This is a genomic window from Telluria mixta (assembly GCF_029223865.1).
Classification (GTDB): domain Bacteria; phylum Pseudomonadota; class Gammaproteobacteria; order Burkholderiales; family Burkholderiaceae_D; genus Telluria; species Telluria mixta.
Genome location: NZ_CP119520.1, coordinates 1,305,900 through 1,325,724, shown reverse-complemented (window position 1 = coordinate 1,325,724; position 19,825 = coordinate 1,305,900). Strand labels below are relative to the sequence as shown.

21 protein-coding genes are annotated in these 19,825 nt (G+C 65.1%); 3 read left to right on the top strand and 18 right to left on the bottom strand.

The window, feature by feature from the left end; genetic code table 11:
* Window positions 1-378 precede the first annotated feature (378 nt).
* Entirely contained in the window at window positions 379-744 is a 366-nt protein-coding gene (locus tag P0M04_RS05810; RefSeq protein WP_259448005.1) for a hypothetical protein, read from the top strand.
* A 26-nt stretch (window positions 745-770) separates the two neighbouring features.
* Here the strand turns inward: P0M04_RS05810 and P0M04_RS05805 are convergent, their stop codons facing one another.
* The gene (locus tag P0M04_RS05805) at window positions 771-2,582 is read right to left on the bottom strand and encodes an ABC transporter ATP-binding protein/permease (protein WP_259448004.1); all 1,812 of its coding nucleotides are present in this window, start codon (window positions 2,580-2,582) and stop codon (window positions 771-773) included.
* Between the two features lie 81 nt (window positions 2,583-2,663).
* A complete protein-coding gene (locus P0M04_RS05800; RefSeq protein WP_259448003.1) occupies window positions 2,664-3,056 on the bottom strand; it encodes a PPC domain-containing DNA-binding protein in 393 nt (130 codons plus the stop codon).
* 213 nt (window positions 3,057-3,269) lie between these two features.
* Here P0M04_RS05800 and P0M04_RS05795 point away from each other — a divergent pair, with 213 nt between their 5' ends.
* Window positions 3,270-3,599 carry a hypothetical protein gene (locus P0M04_RS05795; protein ID WP_259448002.1) on the top strand — a complete coding sequence of 110 codons (330 nt, stop codon included), beginning with the start codon at window positions 3,270-3,272 and terminating at the stop codon, window positions 3,597-3,599.
* Between the two features lie 6 nt (window positions 3,600-3,605).
* On the opposite strand, the gene P0M04_RS05790 is transcribed toward P0M04_RS05795, so the two are convergent.
* The 3 genes from P0M04_RS05790 to P0M04_RS05780 form a co-directional block, all read right to left on the bottom strand.
* Window positions 3,606-5,810: a hybrid sensor histidine kinase/response regulator gene (locus P0M04_RS05790; protein ID WP_259448001.1), complete on the bottom strand. Its 2,205-nt coding sequence runs from the start codon at window positions 5,808-5,810 to the stop codon at window positions 3,606-3,608.
* Window positions 5,811-5,898: 88 nt separating this feature from the next.
* Entirely contained in the window at window positions 5,899-7,404 is a 1,506-nt protein-coding gene (locus P0M04_RS05785; RefSeq protein ID WP_259448000.1) for an HD domain-containing phosphohydrolase, read from the bottom strand.
* A 146-nt stretch (window positions 7,405-7,550) separates the two neighbouring features.
* Window positions 7,551-8,288, bottom strand: coding sequence for a DNA-formamidopyrimidine glycosylase family protein (locus tag P0M04_RS05780; protein WP_259447999.1), 738 nt, complete (start codon window positions 8,286-8,288; stop codon window positions 7,551-7,553).
* A 181-nt stretch (window positions 8,289-8,469) separates the two neighbouring features.
* Between P0M04_RS05780 and P0M04_RS05775 the strand changes: the two genes are divergently transcribed.
* Window positions 8,470-8,967 carry a DUF3016 domain-containing protein gene (locus P0M04_RS05775; protein ID WP_259447998.1) on the top strand — a complete coding sequence of 166 codons (498 nt, stop codon included), beginning with the start codon at window positions 8,470-8,472 and terminating at the stop codon, window positions 8,965-8,967.
* Between the two features lies 1 nt (window position 8,968).
* Here P0M04_RS05775 and P0M04_RS05770 read toward each other — a convergent pair whose 3' ends face one another.
* The 13 genes from P0M04_RS05770 to P0M04_RS05710 form a co-directional block, all read right to left on the bottom strand.
* Window positions 8,969-9,955 (bottom strand): hypothetical protein, encoded by a 987-nt coding sequence (locus P0M04_RS05770; RefSeq protein ID WP_259447997.1) that lies wholly within the window; start codon window positions 9,953-9,955, stop codon window positions 8,969-8,971.
* A gap of 14 nt (window positions 9,956-9,969) precedes the next feature.
* Window positions 9,970-10,458 carry a hypothetical protein gene (locus P0M04_RS05765; RefSeq protein WP_259447996.1) on the bottom strand — a complete coding sequence of 163 codons (489 nt, stop codon included), beginning with the start codon at window positions 10,456-10,458 and terminating at the stop codon, window positions 9,970-9,972.
* 5 nt (window positions 10,459-10,463) lie between these two features.
* Window positions 10,464-11,024: an RNA polymerase sigma factor gene (locus P0M04_RS05760; protein WP_259447995.1), complete on the bottom strand. Its 561-nt coding sequence runs from the start codon at window positions 11,022-11,024 to the stop codon at window positions 10,464-10,466.
* Between the two features lie 67 nt (window positions 11,025-11,091).
* The gene (locus P0M04_RS05755) at window positions 11,092-11,535 is read right to left on the bottom strand and encodes a thioesterase family protein (RefSeq protein ID WP_025511162.1); all 444 of its coding nucleotides are present in this window, start codon (window positions 11,533-11,535) and stop codon (window positions 11,092-11,094) included.
* Window positions 11,536-11,590: 55 nt separating this feature from the next.
* Window positions 11,591-12,892, bottom strand: coding sequence for a M20/M25/M40 family metallo-hydrolase (locus tag P0M04_RS05750; RefSeq protein ID WP_259447994.1), 1,302 nt, complete (start codon window positions 12,890-12,892; stop codon window positions 11,591-11,593).
* Between the two features lie 63 nt (window positions 12,893-12,955).
* Window positions 12,956-13,702 carry a sulfite exporter TauE/SafE family protein gene (locus P0M04_RS05745; RefSeq protein WP_259447993.1) on the bottom strand — a complete coding sequence of 249 codons (747 nt, stop codon included), beginning with the start codon at window positions 13,700-13,702 and terminating at the stop codon, window positions 12,956-12,958.
* Between the two features lie 13 nt (window positions 13,703-13,715).
* Window positions 13,716-14,681: an electron transfer flavoprotein subunit alpha/FixB family protein gene (locus P0M04_RS05740; RefSeq protein ID WP_259447992.1), complete on the bottom strand. Its 966-nt coding sequence runs from the start codon at window positions 14,679-14,681 to the stop codon at window positions 13,716-13,718.
* Between the two features lie 16 nt (window positions 14,682-14,697).
* The gene (locus tag P0M04_RS05735) at window positions 14,698-15,447 is read right to left on the bottom strand and encodes an electron transfer flavoprotein subunit beta/FixA family protein (RefSeq protein WP_259447991.1); all 750 of its coding nucleotides are present in this window, start codon (window positions 15,445-15,447) and stop codon (window positions 14,698-14,700) included.
* Between the two features lie 16 nt (window positions 15,448-15,463).
* The gene (locus P0M04_RS05730) at window positions 15,464-16,237 is read right to left on the bottom strand and encodes a ferredoxin--NADP reductase (protein ID WP_259447990.1); all 774 of its coding nucleotides are present in this window, start codon (window positions 16,235-16,237) and stop codon (window positions 15,464-15,466) included.
* Window positions 16,230-16,580: a DUF971 domain-containing protein gene (locus P0M04_RS05725; protein WP_259447989.1), complete on the bottom strand. Its 351-nt coding sequence runs from the start codon at window positions 16,578-16,580 to the stop codon at window positions 16,230-16,232. The genes P0M04_RS05730 and P0M04_RS05725 overlap by 8 nt, the downstream gene beginning before the upstream one ends.
* Window positions 16,570-17,442 carry an ABC transporter ATP-binding protein gene (locus tag P0M04_RS05720; protein ID WP_259447988.1) on the bottom strand — a complete coding sequence of 291 codons (873 nt, stop codon included), beginning with the start codon at window positions 17,440-17,442 and terminating at the stop codon, window positions 16,570-16,572. The genes P0M04_RS05725 and P0M04_RS05720 overlap by 11 nt, the downstream gene beginning before the upstream one ends.
* The gene (locus tag P0M04_RS05715) at window positions 17,439-18,383 is read right to left on the bottom strand and encodes an ABC transporter permease (protein ID WP_259447987.1); all 945 of its coding nucleotides are present in this window, start codon (window positions 18,381-18,383) and stop codon (window positions 17,439-17,441) included. The genes P0M04_RS05720 and P0M04_RS05715 overlap by 4 nt, the downstream gene beginning before the upstream one ends.
* 2 nt (window positions 18,384-18,385) lie before the next feature.
* On the bottom strand, window positions 18,386-19,801 hold the full coding sequence (locus P0M04_RS05710; RefSeq protein WP_259447986.1) for an ABC transporter substrate-binding protein: 1,416 nt from the start codon (window positions 19,799-19,801) through the stop codon (window positions 18,386-18,388).
* Window positions 19,802-19,825 lie beyond the last annotated feature (24 nt).

Genomic DNA, 19,825 nt, shown 5'->3' with positions numbered 1-19,825 from the left:
TCCGTGTTACCAATCGCGTATTTCATGTATCAAAACTGGTTATTCTCGCAATGGGCGAGAGAACAGGTAAGCACGGGAGGCTTTGTTTGCGGGACCGGGATGTTTGCACTGCTTGCTCTTTGCTCGGTAGTTACCAGTATCACCTCAGGTACAGCTTGCCTACTGGGCATCGTCGGGTACTTGCGGAGCGAAAAGCCGCGACCCAAAATACGGTTGCTCGAGATAACGGTCATCGGGACTCTAATGGCAGCAGCCGTTGTCCTGACAGGCGGCTTGCTCCTGAGCTGACACTCGACGTTCTTCCTGTCGTCCCAACCGGCCAGAAGCAGTTATTCCAGCAAACCGGGGTATAAGTGGAGCGTAACAAATGGAGAGCTTATGTCCCGCTTGATCACATTGAGTCTGATAGGTCTCTCCCTTATCTCGGCAATCACGCTGACACTCCTGTCGGTATATGTTGAGCACGTAGGTCCCGAACTGACCGAGTATGGCAACTTGTGCGGTCCCAACGCTGCCGATCCCTGCTATGAACCGGTATTGAAAGGGGGCTTTCCTGTTGCGTACTTGTTTGACGCACCGGGAGTTTCCGTAGAGCGACAGCTCGCGTTCGTCGAAGACAAACTGTTCGTAGGCGCTCTCATCATTGACATTGCTATCGACTTCGCAATCGTCTTGCTCGCTATGTTGGTTGTCCTGCATTACCGGTCAGCTCGCATTCAGGCCAGAAGCCGTTCCAGTACGTAATCTGTTTCTAAGAACGGTACCGCAAATCAACCGACAAAAGTCGCCACAACCGCTGGCCGCACCGGCGCCGGCGCGGCGTCCGCAGCCGGCTTGTCGAACTCGAACCCGCTCGCGTCGACCACTTCCCACGTCCCGTCGCCCACCAGCCGCAGCACGTGCGTGTGATGGCGCAGCACGGCTTCGCGGTGGGCGATGCTGACGAGCGTCGCGCCGCTGGCGCGCAAGCGCGTGTACAGGGCCGCTTCGTTGGCGCTGTCGAGCGCGCTCGTCGCCTCGTCCAGGATGACGATCCGCGGCGCGTGCACCAGCACGCGGCCGAAGGCGAGGCGCTGCTGCTCGCCGACCGACAGCACCTTGCTCCAGTCGTGCACGGCATCCAGCCCGCCCACGCGTTCGGCCAGATGCGGCAGATGGACTTGTTCCAGGATGTCGAGCAATTGTTCGTCGCCGAGATCGGCATGCACGCTGGGATAGATGAGCTGGCTGCGTAGCGTGCTCTGCTGCAGATAAGGTTGCTGCGGCAGGAAGAACACGTCTTCCAGCGGCGGATGCTGGATCGTGCCGCTGCCCGTGTGCCACAGCCCCGCGATCGCGCGCAGCAGCGAACTCTTGCCGCAGCCGCTGGCACCGGTGATCAGCAAGGCGTCGCCCGGCTTGAGGACGAGGTTCAGCTCCTTGATGAGGACGCGGTCGGATTGCGGCGGATGCAAGGTCACGGCTTCCAGCGCAAAGTGCGTGCCCGGACGCATCGCGATGCGCGGATGCTTGTCTGCGACGTCGGCAGACTGCGCTTCGGGCAGCACGAGGTTCGACAGGGCCTGCAAACGGCCGATGCCCGCCACGAACCGGCTGAGGCTCTCGAAATTGTCGACGATGACGCCCACCGCGCCGAGGACGGCCGTGAAGGCGCCGGCGGCGCGCGTCGCGGCGCCGACTTCCAGCTCGCCCGACAGGACGCCGCCGGCCAGCAGCACGTACGGCAACACCACGGTCAGTTGGCTGAACGTGCGCTGGAACAGGTTGAGCGCGCGCTGCTTCCTGATCAGCCGGGCGAAGTTGCGGATGACCTTGCTGAACGTATGGTCGATGTGCGTGCGCTCCTGCGCTTCGCCCCGGTAGAACGCGATCGATTCGGCATTCTCGCGCAGGCGCATCAGGCTGAAGCGGAAGTCGGCCTCGCGCCGCAACTGCCAGAAATTCAGCTGGATCAGCGGGCTGCCGAAGAAGTACAGGGCGACGATGTTGCCCGTCACCGCGTAGGCCACGAGCACGGCCACGAGCAGGTGCGAGATCGACCACAGCACGGTGCTGAAGGCGACCAGCTGCATGATCGAGCCGAGGAAGATCAGCAGGAAGTTGATGGAGCGGCCCGTGAACGTGTTGATGTCCTCGCTGATGCGCTGGTCCGGATTGTCGATCTCGTTGCTGGCGCCCAGCGCATAGTATTTGCGGTCCTGCAGGTAGCCGTCGAGGAACCGGCCGGTCAGCCAGCGCCGCCACTGGTTCGCGAAGACGTCGCGCATGTAGTAGTAGAAGGCATAGGTCGGCACGGCGAACGCGAGGATGAACAGGCAGGCGCGCACGGAGGCCCAGAAGCGGTCGGCGTCCTTGCCGGCCAGCGCCGACGTCAATTCTCCGGTCTGGTTGTTCAGCATGACCGCGAGCTTGGTGTCGACCAGCATCAGCACGATCAGCAGAAGCAGCAGGGACCAGGCCTTGCCTTTTTCATTGCCCAGCCAGTAGGGCTTGGCGACGTTGACGAAGTGTTTCCACGCGGCGAGCGACAGGGGCGCGGGCCTGGGCTGGGTGGGGTCGTCGTCGGGAATGTGCGTAGTCATGGTCGGTCTCTGCGATGGTGTACCGCCAGACTACGGCGCCGCACCGGACCGTTCAGTGCGGAAACGGACATAGCAAAGACACTAAGCCTTCACGAACAACTCGTCGAACCCCGTGGCCGGATCGAATTCGCGACGGAAGCGGTGGCGCGGCAGCAGCGCCACGAGCACCTCGGCCGTCGTACGCACGATGCAGCCGGGACCGAGGTGGCCGCCGATGACGCGGCCGCCGTCATCGGCCACGCTCGCGTGCAGGTGCGGACCGTCCGGCGACAGCGAGCCGCCCAAGGTGAGGATTTCGAGGTCGCCGCGCAGTTCCGTGAACTCGGACCGGCCCGCGAAGCGCAACCGGGCGACCGACAGGCTGCCGATGCCTTGCAGGACGAACGCGGCGTCGACATGGTGCTGCGCGACGAGGGTGTCGAGCACGGCGCGCAGGTCCTGGTGGGCGCCGATCCGCAGGGGCAGGGTCTGCATGTGTGTGCCCTCCATGAAAGCATCCATTGTACGCCGGTCGCGTGCCGCCCATGCAACCATAAGTTGCCATGTGGAAATTGCGACCGCTATTTTTTTGTCATTGCAAGGAATTAACCTTTGTTGCAATTTTTTAATGGCCAGTTCATGGTAAATACGCTTATGATTTCTGCTTTCCTGAAGAGATCCGCGACGATACGCGGAGATTACACAAAAATGTCAACGAAGTTCATGATCGCGGCCGCGTTGGCCGTTACATTGTCCGGCTGCGGCGCGCTTGCGCCGGTGACCGGGAGTCACTACACCAGCCGGGACGGCACGCTGCAGATCCAGGGCGAACTGATCGACAACTCGGACGTCCGCATCTTCGTGAATGGCGCAAAAGTGATCGACGACCAGATCTCGCTGCTGCACGGAGAGGGCCGCTTCGATGGCAAGTGGCAAGACAAGAAGGTCAGCGCAAGTTGCGCCACGGCGGCGGGCGGCAAATCCGGCACCACGTGCCTGGTGGCGGTAGGCAGCGAACAGGTCACCTTGACGCTGTAAGACGATTCAGCGGCCGCCGGACAGATTGGCCAGCAGCTCGACCAGCTGGTCGATCTCGTAGGGCTTGGCCAGCACCTGCACGCCGGGGATGACGGCGCGCTGGTCGGTGTAGCCGGTGGCAAGGACGACCGGCAGGCCGGGGCGGCGCTCGTGCAGGATGCCGGCCAGCTCGATGCCGCTGACCTTGCCGGGCATGACGATGTCGGAAAACACGACGTCGGCGTCGAGGCCGGCGTCGAGCATGGCGAGCGCCTTGTCGCCGTCCGGCGCTACCATCACGTCGAAGCCGCAATCCTCCAGGCCGCGCACCACGGCTTCGCGCACGAGCGGGTCGTCCTCGACGAACAGCACCCGTCCGCCGCCGCGTCCCGGTGCCTGGCCGTCGGCGCGCGCCGCCACGGCCGACAGCGGTTGCAGCGAGCGCGGCAGGTAGATTTCGATGGTGGTGCCGGCGCCCACCGTGCTCGACAGGGTCAGCCAGCCGCGCGATTGCGTGGCGAACGCGTAGGCCTGGGGCAGCCCGAGGCCGGAGCCCTGGCCCGGCGGTTTCGTCGTGAAGAACGGGTCGAGCGCGCGCGCCAGCACGTCGGGCGGCATGCCGGTGCCCGTGTCCGTCACGCTCACACGCACGTAGTCGCCGCCCGTGCGTTCCATGGTCGGTTCGAGCGTGCAGTTGCGCACGTCGACGGCGAGACGGCCGCCGTCCGGCATCGCGTCGCGCGCATTGATCGCCAGGTTCAGGAGGGCCAGGTCGAACTGCACGGGATCGAGTGTGACGGGCCACAGGTCGTCCGCGCACTGCACTTCCATGCGCGTGCCCTGGCGCAGCACGCCGCGCAGCAGCTGGACGGACCCGCGCACCTGCTCGCCCGGGTCGACCGTCAGCAGGCGCGCATCCTGCACGCGGCCGAACGATCCCAGGCGCGTCGTCAGCGCGGTGGCGCGGCTGACGGTGCGCTTGCACGTGTCGATCAGGCTCAGCACCTTCGGCTGGTTCGCCGTCAGCGATGCGATCTGCAGCGCGGTCGTCAGCGTCTGCAGCAGGTTGTTGAATTCGTGCGCGATGCCGCCCGTGAGCCGGCCGAGGGCTTCCAGCTTCTGGCCGCGTATCAGGGCGCTCTGGGCGCGCTCGCTGGCCGCCACGGCTTCGGCCACGCGCTGTTCCAGGTCGGCCTGGGCCGTCAGGATCTGGCGGCTCGCCTCGGCCATGCGCTGCGCCACGGCGTCGATCTCGACGATGCCCTGCGGCCGGTAATGCACTTCGCGGCCGGCGCCCAGGTCCGCGGCGCTGCGGCCCAGGTATTCGATCGGGATGGCGGCGCGGCGTGCGAACCAGCGCGCGGCCACCGATGCCAGCACGAGCATGACGGCCATGATGGCGGCCAGGAAGGCCGCCGCATGCAGCGGCACGCGGCGCAGGTCTTCCGTCGGAATGCTGACGAGGACTTTCCAGTTCGACGACGGCACGGTGCTGAAGAAGGCCTGCACGGGGATGCCGGCCAGGTTCCGGTTCGAGAACACGCCTTCGCGGTTGGCCGCGAACTGGGCCAGCGCCACGTCGCTGACCGAGCGTCCCCGGTACTGGTCCGGGTCGATCGAGCGGGCGATCAGCCGGCCGGTGCGGTCGATGATGGCCGCCTGCCACTCGGCCGGGAAGCGCTGTTCGCCCAGCAGCGCCTGCAGCTGGGCGGCGTTCATGCTCATGGCGAGGAAGTAGCGCAGGGTGCCGTCCACGTGCACCGGCACCTGGATGGCGACCGCATGGCGCTGGCTGATCGAGGAGACGAACAGGTCGGAGACGAGGGTGCGGTCGGCGCCGTCCCGTTTCATCAGCACGTCGAGATTCGACGAGCGTCCGGGCGGCAGCGGCTCGCCCGGTGCGACCCGCGTGTTGAGCAGCTGGTGGCCGTCCCGGTCGAGCAGCAGGATCGCCGTCTCGCCGCGCGGTACCACCGAATGGGCGTGGCGGTAAAAGGTATCGAGATCGCCGCGCGCCAGCGCGGGGGAATTCGCCAGCGTGCGCAGGATGCCTTCCCTGATCTCCAGTTCGTTGTCGACGAGGAGGGTGAAGGCGCGCACGGCTTCCTTGACGCTCGTTTCCTGGGCCCGCCGCTCTTCCTGATAGACATACCAGACGGCCAGCACCGCCGCGAGGAGGGCGGGTATCAGGATCGCGAGGATCAGGATCAGCAGTCGGGTTCGGATACGCATGGGCCGGTGGGCAGTCGGGACAATGTTGCCTCGAAGCCCAGCATACTACCGGACTATGCCGGTGTTGTCCCGGCTGATGATAGCGATTTCAGTCCGGCCAGCGCTCGTTGATCTCGGCGGCCTTGTCGAGGTTCCGGACGAGGATGTCGACGTAGTGCGGATCGAGGTGCTGGCCCGCCACCTCGCGCAGGTAGTCGCGCACCTGGTCGATCGGCCAGGCCTTCTTGTAGACGCGTTCGTGGGTGAGGGCGTCGAACACGTCGGCCACGGCCACGATGCGGGCGTACGGGTGGATGTCTTCGCCCTTCAGGCCTTGCGGGTAGCCGCTGCCGTCCCATTTCTCGTGGTGCTGGTGGGCGATCACGGCGGCGGCCTTCAGGATCGGGCGCTGCGAGCCGTCCAGGATCTGCAGGCCGATGGTCGGGTGCTGCTTCATGATGTCCCATTCCTCGGGCGTGAGGCGGCCCGGTTTCAACAGGACGGCGTCCGGCGTGGCGATCTTGCCCACGTCGTGCATCGGCGCCGCATGCATCAGCACGGCCGTCTCGTCGTCGGACATGCCCGATTCCTGGGCCAGCAGGTGGCACACCTGGGCCATGCGGCGCACGTGGTTGCCGGCCTCGTTCGAGCGCGATTCGACGACGTCGCCCAGCCGCAGGATCAGCTCGGCCTGGGTGTCGGTGATCTCCTGGTTCAGCAGGATATTGTCGAAGGCGATGGCGACGCCCGAGCAAAAGACGTCGAGCAATTGGACGTCGATCTCGTTGATTTCTTCCACGCCCTTGAGCACGAGCAGGGACGCCTTGCCGCTGCTGTTCGGGAAGTAGCCGACATAGGTGTCGCCATGCAGCTTGGAGATGCGGTTGTGGCGCGCCTCGTCCAGCTGGGCGATCAGTTCCGGGCCGATGTCGTGGTCGCCCACGTCGCCGATGCGCGCGAGGATCTCGTACTGGCTCTCGCCCGTGATCACGCTGGCGCCGGCCACGCGCAGCAGCATGCTCTGCTCCAGGCGCAGCAGGGCGACGACCTGCTGCAGCAGGCCGCTGGCGAAATCCTTCAAATTGCGCTGCCTGAACAAATGCGTGGACGCGGAGATCACGCGCTCCAGGCCTTCGCGGTAATTCTGCTGGACGCGGCGGGCGTCCTCGACCTTCATGATGTCGCGGTAGGCGCGCAGGGCGGCGAAGGTCGTCGTGAACAGCTTGGTGCGGTCGAGCTCCGTCTTTTCCTTGTAATCGTTGATGTCGTAGTCGACGATCACGCGTTCCTCGGGCGCCTGGCCCGGCTGGCCCGTGCGCAGCACGATGCGGGTGAACTGGTTGTCCAGCTCCTGGCGCATCCAGCGTGCCACTTCCAGGCCGCTGTCCTCGCGCTCCATGACGACGTCGAGGAACACCAGCGCGATGTCCTTCTCGCGCGCCAGGATCTCCTTGGCCTCCGCGCCGCTGTAGGCGTGCAGGAACGAGAGGCTGCGGCCGTCCAGGCGGAACCGGGACAGCGTCAGCTTGGTGATGTCATGGATGTCCGGTTCGTCGTCGACGAGCAAAACTTTCCACGGTGCAAGCTTCGGCGCGGCTGAGGACAGGAAGGACATTTGACGATCTCTCGAGGTTTTGAGGTAAGGCAGCACGGTCCGAAATGATTGTAGTATGAGCAGTGACCATTAACAACAAGAAATATTAATGGCGCAGTGCAATAAGTCACAATGTCGCAACGTGTTGCTTCCCTGCTATTTGTGCCTCATTCATACAGTTTTTGGCAACGCTCGCACCAGAAGCTGCGCCGGTTCGTCTTGCCCAGGTTCGCTTTGTGGAAGGGGATGTGGCAGCGGGGGCAGATTTTCTGGTTATGCGCGAGCCAGTGCTTCTTGAGCGTGAACTCTTTTTTCCACTCGAGGAAGTCGAAGCTGTACTGGCGCGCCTCCTGCACGAGGGCGCGCAGCTTGGCCGGCGGCAGCGCGCCCACGGTCGAGCGCGGGTCGACCCGGATGCGAAACAGCACCTCGTTCTTGATGATGTTGCCGACGCCGGCAAAGATGTCCTGGTCGAGCAGGGCGTCGCAGGCGAGGGTGTCCGGCGCTGCACGGAGCTTCTTGCGCGCCTTGGCCGGATCCCATGCATCCGACATGACGTCCGCGGCCCAGTCGTAATACGCGTCGATGTCGCAGTCGATTTCCTTCACGGAGCAGGCGTAGAAATTGAGTACGCCGCCGTCCGCGAAGCCGAGCGACAGGCGCGGCGGTTTGTCGCGCCCCTCGTTCACGCGGTACGTGCCGAACAGCAGGAAGTGAATGCGCACGACCATCGTGGGCATCTGGATGAGAAAATGCTTGCCCCAGGTGCGCAGCGCGACGATGGGCTGGCCGATCAGGCGCGTCGTGTCGATGGCCCAGGTATTGCCCTCGGCGCGCACGATTTCCTGGCCCACGAACGGGGCCGTCTGCTCTTTCAAGATGACCAGCGACGGGCCTTCCGGCATGATGCATCCTCGCTTGCGTTGTCCTGTCCGGGATTGTGCCGGGCAAGCGCTCGCGGCCCTGTGCGGGGACTAACATTTCGATACAAACTAAGACGAATTGATAACGGACCCGGCATGGAAACCGGCGTATAAGAATGAGGTATAAACGGTTGTTGTATTCGACGACGAAAGGAAGAACATCATGAAACCGTTCATGAAGACGATGGCCCTGGCGGGCCTGCTGGCGCTGGCCGCGGGCAGCGCGTCGGCCGCGGTCAACGTCACCTGGGTCCACCCCGAGAATTTCCATGACCTGCCGTTCGCGGGCTGGGAGCGCAAGGAGATGCTGGACCAGATCACCGACCACTTCGTGAAGCTGGGCGCGAACCTGCCGCCGGGCGAGGACCTGCGCATCGAGATCACGGATTTCGACCCGGCCGGCCGCCTGATCCCGAGCGCCCGGCTGGGCCGCGACCTGCGCGTGCTGACCGGCCGCGCGGACTGGCCCCGCATGGAGCTGAATTATGCGATCGAGCAGAATGGGCAGGTGCTCAAGAGCGGCCAGGCGCAGCTGCAGGACATGAATTACCAGCAGACCTTCAGCCACTACTTCGATTCCGAGCCGTATCGCTACGAGAAGCAGATGATCGACGACTGGTTCGACAAGACGATCGCGCCGATCCAGAAGAAGCGCAGGTAATTCACTTGTCCGTGCGGCCGGCCTTGTCGCGCCAGCGGCCGCCCGCTTCGCGCACCGTGTAATCGGCCGGCACGGTGAACAGGGCGGCCGCCGGTTCCTCGCGCTTGACGTTTTCGAGACGGAACACGACGTCGCCGCTGCGCGGGTCGCTGTGCTTCGTGTACACCGTCACCTGCAGGTCGGGTGCCGTCCACGTCTCGTCCGCGACGACGATCGCATTGCGGTTGCCGATCGCGCCGGCCGGGATCTCGTAGCTGCGCAGCTTGCCCTCGGCCTTGATGCCGCCGAAGTCGCGCGTGCCCAGGTCCTTCGTCGTCGCCTTCGTCGACCATTTGACGTCGGCGAACGCGCCGTTCATCAGCGGCGCCACCTGCATCTGCGCGTCGCGCAGTGCCGTGCCGTTCTCCGCCAGCGCCCTCGACACGTGGATGCGCACGTCGCGCTGGATGCGCTGGCGCTCGGCGTCGTCGATGCCTTGCACGCGTTTCACGATGATGTCTTCTTTGCCGTCGGGCAGCGTCCCGTCCTTGCGCATCTGGTCGATCTTCGCCCGGGCCGCGTCGGCCGCCGCGCGCGCTGTCGCCGCCGGGTTGATCCTGACAGCGGTGCGGTCCCGCGGGTGCAGGATCAGGTTCGTGCCGTTCACCGGATCGTTGATCGTGACGGTGACGACGTCGCCCTTGTCGTCGCGGATCTCCTGGCGGGTGCGGCCGGCGCTGTCGCGGTACGTCATGGTGGTGCGGCGCGTGGCGATCTGGTTGCCGTCGGCCAGCGCCTGCGCGAACTCCGTCACCATCTGCGCACTGTACGGCGCGGTCTTGACGATGTTCGAGCGCATCACGGCGACGCCGGTGCGCGCGTCGAAGTTCATGCTGTCGAAGTGGAACGTCATGGCGCCGTCGGACGCGCGGCCCTGGGTATCCTCGGCCAGCGCCGGGGCGAACAGGCCGGCCAGCAGGGCGGCGATCACAATATGTCTGGTAGTCATGGCATCCTCTTTCGTTATTGAAGCGCGCTCAGGCGCAGGGCAAGCGGCTGGCCGTCGGCCGCGACGAGCATCTCGGCACGGACGGAATCGCCCGCGTTTTCCGGTGTGAGCGGCACGCCCAATGCGGCAAGGCTCGTGCGCGGCACGTCGGTGGCGACCATGCGCGGCGCCGGTTCCGCGGCGATGCGCTCTGCCGAATCCAGCGCGATGAACACGCCGTTGCCGTCGAGCGCGACGAGCGCGCCGGCGCGGCCGTCATCCGCCGGGTGCGGTGCCCGCACGGCGAACGCCAGCACGAGTGCGCCGGCCACGAGGCTGCCGGCCAGTGCGAAGGAAGGCACCGTCAGCTTTTGATACCAGCGGCGCTTCGGCGGGTGCAGCTTCGCGAACGCCTGCAGCAATTCCTTTTCGACGCCGCGCGGGGCGTCCAGCCGGCCCACCTCCGCGCGCAGGGCGTCGAACAGGGGATCGCGGTCGGTCGCCGTCGTCTTGTTTGTGTCCATGATGGTTATCCTTTCATGCAGGCCAGGCGCTTCGCGAGTGCCGCCCGCCCGCGCGACAGGCGCGAACGCACGGTGCCGATGTCGACCTGGCAGATGTCGGCGATCTCGGCGTACGACAATTCGTGTATCTCGTACAGGATGACGGCGTCGCGGTAGTGCGGCGCGAGCAGCGCCAGCGCGCGCCGTACTTCCTCGGCGGCCTCGTTGTCCAGCAGGCGCGCCAGCGGACAGGCCGCGTCGTCGGGCAGGTCGTCGTCGCCGTCGTCCCCGCCGTCCAGCACCACGTGCCGCTGGTGTGCCGTTTCGTTCTTGAGGATCAGGTTGCGCGCCACGCCGAACAGGAAGTGCTGCAACTGTCCGCGCAGCGGATCGAAGCGGAACCGATCCGTCAGCAGGCCCATGAACGTTTCCTGGACCACGTCGGCGGCCGTGTCCGCCGAGCCGCAGCGCAGCAGCGCGAAGCGGTACAGCGGACCCTGGTGGCGCCGGTACAAGGCCGCGAAGGCGTCGGCGGCGCCGCTGCGCGTCTGGCGCAGCAGGTCGGTATCAGTGGTTGGCGTGGTCATGGGTCATTGTCTTTACCCATATTCCAGCGGGAGGCGGGGAAAGTTCCCGATTTTTTTGCGGGGAAACTCAGTCGATCCAGTTCACCCGGTCGAACTTGGTGCGGAAGTCTTCCGGCATGGCGACGACCTGGCTCGTCTTGTAGTTGAAGAAGACGAAGCCCTGCTTGGCCATCGCGACGAGGGTTTTATCTTTGGGACGGGTGACCCGGAAGATGATGTCGCCGCCATACTTGTTGAAGTCCATGACGCCCACTTCGAACAGCAGCTGGTCGCGTGCGTGCGCCTCGGCGCGGTACGTCGTCGCGAGGTCCGTGACGATGATGCCCGTGCCGTCGCCCTCTGTTTCCGAGACGCCGTATTCGAACAGGAAACGGGCCCGCGCCTCGGAAATCATCGAGATCATCGAGTCGTTGCCCAGGTGGTTGCCGGCGTTGATGTCGGTGACGCGCACCGTCAGCAAGGTCGTGTAGTAGTACTGGTCTTCGGGGAAGGTGAGTATCAGTCGTGCCATGTGTGCATATTACCCGGTTCGGGTAGTGTGTCCGGTTGAAGAAATTCGACGAGCGTCAACGCGTCAAACGATAGATCAGCAATGCCGCGCGCACGGCACTCCGTTCGATCGAGCCCACATCGAGGTCTTCGTTCGGCGAATGGGCGCCGTTGCCGCTCGCGCCGAGGCCGTCGAGGCTGTCGAGGAGCGGCGCGACGAACTGGATGTCGCCCGCGCCGCGCGCTTCCGCGGGCAAGGGGGCGATCGCGCCGAGGCCGGCATCCTGGCTGACGCGCGAATACAGGTCCAGCACTTTCAGGTTGCCGGGTGTCACGGCCATCGGCGGATAGGATTCGTGGAATGCGATGGTGGCGCTGGTGCCGGGCAGGTTCTGCGCGACGATGTCGCGCATGCGCGCCTGGGCACGGTCGCGTTGCGGATAGTCCAGGTAGCGCAGGTCGGCCTTCACGGTGGCCGTGTTGGCGATCACGTTCGTCTTGCCGAACGCGGTGCCGCGCGAGGTGGCGCCGTCGAACGCGACCTCGGTGCCGCCCAGGATCAGGCCCGGATTGAACGTGAGGCCCGGCTCGATCACCTGCTGGCGGAAGGCGTCGAGGATGCGCGCCGTCTCGTACACGGCGCCGTAGCCGTTGGCGCCGAACACGGCCATCGAATGGCCCTGGCGCGCCTTGACTTCGAGCTCCCACGTGGCCGTCGCACGGCGGCCCACGGTGGCGGTCGCCTGGCCGTTCTTGTCGAGGATGCTGCCTTCGAAGCTGAGGGCGACGTCGCTGCGCTTGGCCAGCGCCACCATGTCGCCGCGCGACACGCTCTTCGGATTCCCGGCTTCCTCCTCGTCGCCCGTGAACATCACGGCGATGCGCGTGCCGTCGAGAGCGCCCACGCGGTGCAGCGCGCGCAAGGCTTCGATGACGATCACGTCGCCGCCCTTCATGTCCGACACGCCCTGGCCGCGCACCTTATCGCCGTCGCGCTGCCACATGGGGACGTCGGAGCCCGGTTCGAACACGGTGTCGAGGTGACCGAGCAGCAGCAGGCGCTTGCCGCGGTTGCCGTCACGCGTCGCGACGAGGTGGCCGGCGCGGCGCATCTCGGGCGGCAGATCGATCCAGCGCGTCGTAAAACCGAGCTCGTCGAACTGCTTGCGGAACAATGCGCCCACGTCGCGCACGCCGCGGGTATTCATCGTGCCGCTGTTGATGAGGACGCTCTGCTCGAGCAGGGCGAGGGCTTGCGGCGCATGCGCCCTGATTTCCGCGACGATCTTCTGCTCGGTCGGATCGAGCCCCTCGGCCCGCGCCGTCTGTACGCACGCCAGTGCTGCCAGCGCCAGCAGCGCCCCGGTCATCTTGCGCATCGTTATCTTTCTCAAAACAATGATGCTCAACTGTACACCGATTCAGGCCGCTTGCGCGTCCATCTACAGGCTGCGCAGCATGAACCCGCAACCGGCCACCATGCACAGCCCGCCTACCAGGCGCTTGACGAACGCGCCGTCGAGACGATGGATGAGGATGGCGCCGGCCAGTACACCGGCAATTTCAAACACGACGATGAAGGCGGCCAGGCCATAGTCGATGCTGGCGTAATGCATGTTCGCGAGCGAACCGGACAAGGCGCCGACGGTTTGCAGCATCTGTCCGACGCCGATTGCGGTCAGTACGGGATAACCGCACAAGACCATCAGCGGCACGGACAGCACCTGGCCGCCGACGCCGGTGAGGCCGGAAAAGAACCCTGTGAGGGCGCCGATAGCCGCAAGCATCAGCCAGCGTTGGCGCGGGCCCTCCGGCAAGGCAAGCGCCGCCTGGCCGCCGGCGCCCGACATGTACATGCCGACGACGAGGATGACCGCGGCCAGCGCCGTCGACAGCGATGCGGTGGCGAGATGATGGCCGGTCCATGCGCCGACATGGCCCGTCGCCGCCGCGCCGAGGCACACCGGCCGCACCAGCGTCCAGTCCATGCTGCCTTTCCTGTGAAAGTAGAGCGCGCCCGCTGCGCCGGTAAAGATGAAGGTGAACAAGGACAACGCCATGCCCTGGTGAATGTCCATGTTCATCAGCAGCATGAGGGCGGGCGGCATGAAAAACCCGCCTACGCCGGCTGCGCCGATCAGGACGCCAATCGCAATGGAGATCAGTAAAAGGCCGGTATGTGTCAGCATGGCACCCGACCCGCTAGGCGGCCAGCTGTTTCTGCTCGTCCTCCTGCAATGCGGTGACGAGCGCAGGCACGACGTCGAACAGGTCCGCGACGATGCCATAATCCGCCACGCCGAAAATCGGCGCTTCCGCATCCTTGTTGATGGCCACGATGACCTTCGCATCACCGATGCCGGCCAGGTGCTGGATGGCACCCGAAATGCCGACCGCGACATACAGCGCGGGCGCGACGACCTTGCCGGTCTGGCCGATCTGCAAAGTGTTGCTGGCAAAGCCGGCGTCGACCGCCGCGCGCGACGCGCCGATCGCGGCGCCCAGCGCGTCCGCCAGCGGTTCCAGCACGGTGAAACCGGCACCGGAACCCAGGCCGCGCCCGCCCGCTACCACGACGCGCGCCGAGGTCAGCTCCGCCCGCGCCGACACCGTCCGCTCGACCGCGACGACGCGCGCCGTGCCGGCATCGTCCACCGGCGTCATGTCCTGGACGATTGCCTCCGTGTCGTCCAGGGGCGCGGCGTTGAAACTGGTGGGGCGCACGGTCAGCACCTTGATGGCGTCCAGTGCCTGGACGGTCGCGATCGCGTTTCCCGCATGGATCGGACGTTCGAAGATGTCGGGAGCGACCACGCGCGTGACGTCCGAGATCTGCCCCGCATCCAGCCCGGCCGCGATGCGCGGCATGACGCTCTTGCCGAACGTGCTGGCCGCAGCAAGTACGTGGGTGTAAGCCTCCTGCGCCAACAGTTCCAGCGCCTGGGCGGCGACGTTTTCCGCGAGACCGTGCGCCAGCTGCGGGGCCGAGGCGAGCCACACCTTTGCCACGCCGGCGATGCGACCGGCCGTGCGCGCCGCGGTGGCGCAATCGTGTCCCGCGACGAGAAGGTGCACGTCGCCGCCGCACAGGCGGGCCGCGCCGACCGCATGGCGCGTGGCAACATGGAGCGAAACGTTGTCGTGTTCGGCAATGACCAGTACCGTCATGATGTTCCTCGATAAGTTAAATGACGTTCGCTTCGTGCCGCAAACGGTGGACCAGTTCGGCCGCATCCTTCACGAGCACACCGGGCTGGCGTTGCGGGGGCGGGTTGACGGCCAGCGTCGTCCAGCGCGGGGAGAGATCGGCGCCGAGGGTCTCGGCGGGCACCACGTCCAGCCGCTTCTTTTTCGACTTCATCAGGTTGGGCAGGCTGACGAAGCGCGGTTCGTTCAGGCGCAGGTCCGCCGTCACGACCGCCGGCAGCGCCAGTTGCACGGTCTCGATGCCGCCATCGATGTCGCGGGCGACCGTCACCCGGTCGCCTTCGACCCGCACCTTTGACGCGAACGTGGCCTGCGGCCAGCCCAGCATGGCCGCCAGCATCTGGCCGGTCTGGTTGCAATCGTCGTCGATGGCCTGCTTGCCCAGGATGACGAGTTGCGGGATTTCGCGCCTGACGATGGCGGCCAGCAACCTGGCGACGGCGAGCGGCTGCAGCTGCGCGTCCGTCCGCACCAGGATGCCGCGGTCGGCGCCGGCGGCCAGCGCGGTGCGCAGCACATCCTGGCAGGCATCGACCCCGCAGGACACGGCGACGACTTCCGCCGCGTGACCTGCTTCCTTCAGCCGCACGGCTTCCTCCACGGCGATCTCGTCGAATGGATTGATGGCCATTTTTATGTTGGCCAGGTCGACGCCGGACTTGTCCGGCTTCACGCGGACCTTGACGTTGGCGTCGACCACCCGTTTCACGGGAACCAGTATCTTCATGGTGTCTCCTGTCGCCTTACTTGTCGACGAACGCGCGCTCGATGACGTAATGGCCGGGATGGCTCATGTTGCCTTCCTTCAGACCCTGGCCGGCAAGCACCTCCACGGTGTCCTTCAGCATGGCCGGACTGCCGCACAGCATGAAGCGGTCGTGGGCCATGTCGAGCGGCGGCAGGCCGAGCCTGTCGTAGAACTGTGCGCTTTGCAGCAGGTCGGGAATGCGCCCCTGGTTTTCGAAAGGTTCACGCGTGACCGTCGGATAGTAGATCAGGCGATCGGCCACCAGGTCGCCCAGGAATTCGTGATTCGGCAGGTCGGCCGCGATGCGTTCCTGGTACGCGAGTTCGTTGACGTGGCGGCAGCCGTGCACGAGGATCACTTTGTCAAACTGGTCGTAGATGTCCGGGTCCTGCACGATGCTCATGAACGGCGCCAGGCCGGTGCCCGTGCCGAGCAGGTACAGGTGCTTGCCGGGCAACAGGTTCTGGCTCAGCAGCGTGCCGGACGCCTTGCGGCCGACCAGGATCGAATCGCCGACCTTGATGTCCTGCAGGCGTGACGTCAGGGGGCCATCCGGCACCTTAATGCTGAGAAATTCGAGCTGTTCTTCGTAATGCGGGCTCACCATGCTGTATGCGCGCATCAGCGGCCGGCCGTCCACTTCGAGTCCGATCATCGCGAACTGCCCGCTCTGGTAGCGGAAGCTCGCTTCGCGTGTCGTGGTAAATGAAAACAGGCGGTCCGTCCAATGACGCACCGACAACACCTCCGCTTCGTAGAAATTACTCATCACGCCATCCTGTCGTCAAAGATTCGGGAAGCCCGTTCGTCAGGCCGAATGCCATCTGTTTGAGATACGTCCAGGGATAAATCCCCCGCGCGTGGCCATCCGAGAAAACCAGTTGCATGGCGGTCGCGCCCACTGGTTCGATCTTCAGCAGGACCACGTCGGCGGCAACGGGCAGGACGCTGTCCGTCGACCTGCGCATCTGCTCGCATACGCTGCAGCGGCAGGAACGGCGCAACGCGCGGTACGACAACACTGCCTGCCTGCCGCCCCATACCAGCTCCAGAGCGCCCGCGCGGCCGTTCAGGGTGATGGCGTCGGGCCAGGCCGCTTCGTCAAAGGACATGGGCCACCCCCTCCGGTCCGATTTCCGTGCTGAGTCCGGCATAACCGCCGTCGCGCAACTCGCCACCCATCGCGGCCAGGCTTTCTTCGCGGATCAGCTTCTTGATCGCCCGGACCAGTCCCGCGAATTCCGGCGTGTCCATCATGTCCGGTGTGCGGGGGCGCGGCAGCGGCACCTTGATGTCGGCCTTGATCCGCCCCGGCCTGGCCGTCATCACATAGATGCGGTCCGACAGGAAGATCGCTTCGTCGATGTCGTGCGTGATGAACAGCACGGACAGCCTTAACCGTTGCCACATGTTCGTCAGGATCTCCTGCATGACGGAACGGGTCTGCGAATCGAGCGCGCCGAACGGTTCGTCCATCAGCAGCACCTGCGGGCTGGTCGCCAGCGCCCGCACGATACCGACGCGTTGCTTCATCCCGCCGGACAGCTGCGCCGGATAATGGTTTTCAAAGGCCAGCAAACCGGCGAGGCCGAGCAGGGTACGCGCCTGCGTCTCGCGCTGCGTCGGCGGCACGTGCTTCATCTTCAGTCCGAACTCGACGTTCTTGCGCACCGTCATCCACGGGAACAGCGAATATTGCTGGAACACGACACCGCGGTCCGAACCGGGCCCGGCGATGGGCCGGCCATCCAGGGTCAGTGCGCCCCTGTCGGCCGTGGTGAAACCGGCGACCGCGTTCATCAGCGTGGATTTGCCGCAACCGGAGGGGCCGATCAGCGACACGAATTCGCCCGGCCGCACGTCCAGCGATACCGACTTGACGGCCTGTACGGTCGCGCCGCGCGCCTTGAAACTGATGTCGAGGTCGCGCACTTCGATATGGCCGCCCTGGCCGTTCATGGATGGCGCACTCATTTTCCCGCTCCCGCCGCCGCGCCCGTCCACGGCATGGCGAGCCTGGAACACAGGTCGATCGCCTTGCTGCACAAGAGGCCGAGGACGCCGATCGTGATCATGCCGAGCGCGATGTCGGGATACGAAATCAGCGAATACGCTTCCCATGTGAAGTAGCCGATGCCGAACTGGCCGGAAATCATTTCCGCCGCAATCAGCGACACCCACGCGACGCCCATGCCGACCGCAAGGCCGGTGAAGATATGCGGCAGGGCGCCGGGGATCACGACATACAGGATCACATCCTTCTCCTTCGCACCGAGACTGTGCGCGGCGCGCAGCAGCACGCCGTCGACGCTCTCCACCCCGTGGATGGTGTTGAGCAGGATGGGGAAAAAGGCTCCCAGGAACGTGATGAACGCGATGCTGACCTCGTTGCTGGGCCACAGCATGATGGCCATCGGCACCCATGCGATCGCGGGGATCGGACGGAACAATTCCATCGCCGGCAGCGCCAGCGAACGGAAGATCCGGTAGCGGCCGACCATGATGCCGAGGATCGTGCCGACGATCGCCGCGCCGGAAAAGCCGAGCAGCACGCGCCGCATGCTGATGCCGATGTTCACCGCGAATTTGTCCGAACGCGTGACGTCGAGGATGCTGTGCCACACATCCAGCGGCGTCGGGATGTTTCCGAAGCGGATGTAGACGTCGAGCTTGTAGCGTGTCGCCAGGTACCAGACCAGCAGCACGGCGCCGATCGACAGGGTGCCGAGCAGCGCCGCGCCGATGCCCGACTCCAGCCAGCGCTTCAGCGAGAATGGGATGCCCGGTGCGGGCGCGGTGGCCGCGCCGCCTTCGATGGCTTCCAGCCTGGGCTGCCGTATCGGCACGGCGGGGATAGGGTGGGGCGGCGGCGCCGCTGGCGGTGGTGCGATTGGGTGACGGTCCATCAGAGCCATGATCATTTCTCCATCTTGGCGAGCACTTGCTCGTAGGTTGCGACGGTGCCTCCGGATTTTGCTGCGCTGGTCTCCGCGTCCTTCTTCAACAGGAAGGGCACGACATCCAGTTTCGTGCCGCTGCCATTGACTGCGTAGAAGGCTCTGTCGGCAAATACCTTGATGCCGAGTCCGTGGTCGTACAGATAGACCACAGCAATTTTCTTGCCAGCATCCTGGTACTTCCTGATCCCCATGAAGGTGCAGACCGGGGAGCTGAGCGGCACGATGTCGCCGCCCTCGATCCAGATTTCGCCGGCGTCTTTCGGACGGGTGATCGTCTTGCCGCAGATCGGGTCCTTGCCCTGGATGTCGTAGTTGGCCAGCGTGCGCTTCTGCGCGTCGTAGTCGAGGCCGCGCTGTTTGAAGGCTGCGCGCAGATAGCTGTCGTTGACCCAGGCATCGACATTGAATTCCTTCACCTTGCCCAGCTTTTGCAGCACGCCGTAGCTGGTCTTGACCGAGTTCACGAGCAGGGGCTTGATCGTCGGGTCCAGCGTGTGGATGCCGTCGGGGCCGAGGAAGATGTAGACGACCTCTTTCTCGATCTTCGTCCATGCCGCGATCTGTTCGGCCGCCAGTCGCGGGTTCTTGCGGACCCAGTCGTCGGCATCCATCATGGCGCGGATGTAGGCGACGACGACTTCCGGATACTTGTCCGCAAAATCCTTGCGCACGACGATGCCGTGGAATGTGGGCACCCCGGTTTCCGCGCCGTCGAAGATCTTGCGGGCGAAGCCCCGGTACGGCAGCAGCTCACCGAAGGGGACGAAATCGGCGTGACCGTCGATCTTCTTTTCACGCAGGTTGCTGGTCCCGATTTCCGGCGTCTGGCTGACGAGGTTCCAGAAGTCGTCCGACCAGCCGCGCGCCTGCATCGCCTGCAGCAGCATGCCGTGCGCCGCCGAGCCGAACGGCACGGACACGTTCTTGCCCTTCAGGTCAGCCAGCTGGTAATACGGGCTGTCCTTGTTGACCACCACGCCGTTGCCGGCGCCGAAGGCGTTATAGGCGATCACGGCGACCAGCTGCGTTTCGTTGCCCCTGCTTTGCTGGCCGTTGGCGCCGTTCACCAGCAGCGGGTAGTCGCCCATCATGCCGATCTGGATCTTGTTGGCCATCATGCCGTTGGTCACGGGCGGGCCGGAGGTGAAGTTCTGCCAGTCGAGCTTGAAGTCGATGTTGGCGTACTTGCCCGTCTTCGGCAGGTATTTGTCGAGCAGGCCCAGCTCCTTGATGACGATGCCGCCGGTGACGGTGTTGGTGGTGGTGTTCTGCGTGCCGATGCCGATCGTGACGACCTCTTTCGCCTGCAGCGGCGACGTGAACAGGACAGCGGCGGAAAGTGCGGCAATACGGATGAGAAACCGAAGTGTCATGTTGAATCCTTCCAAAATGAGTCA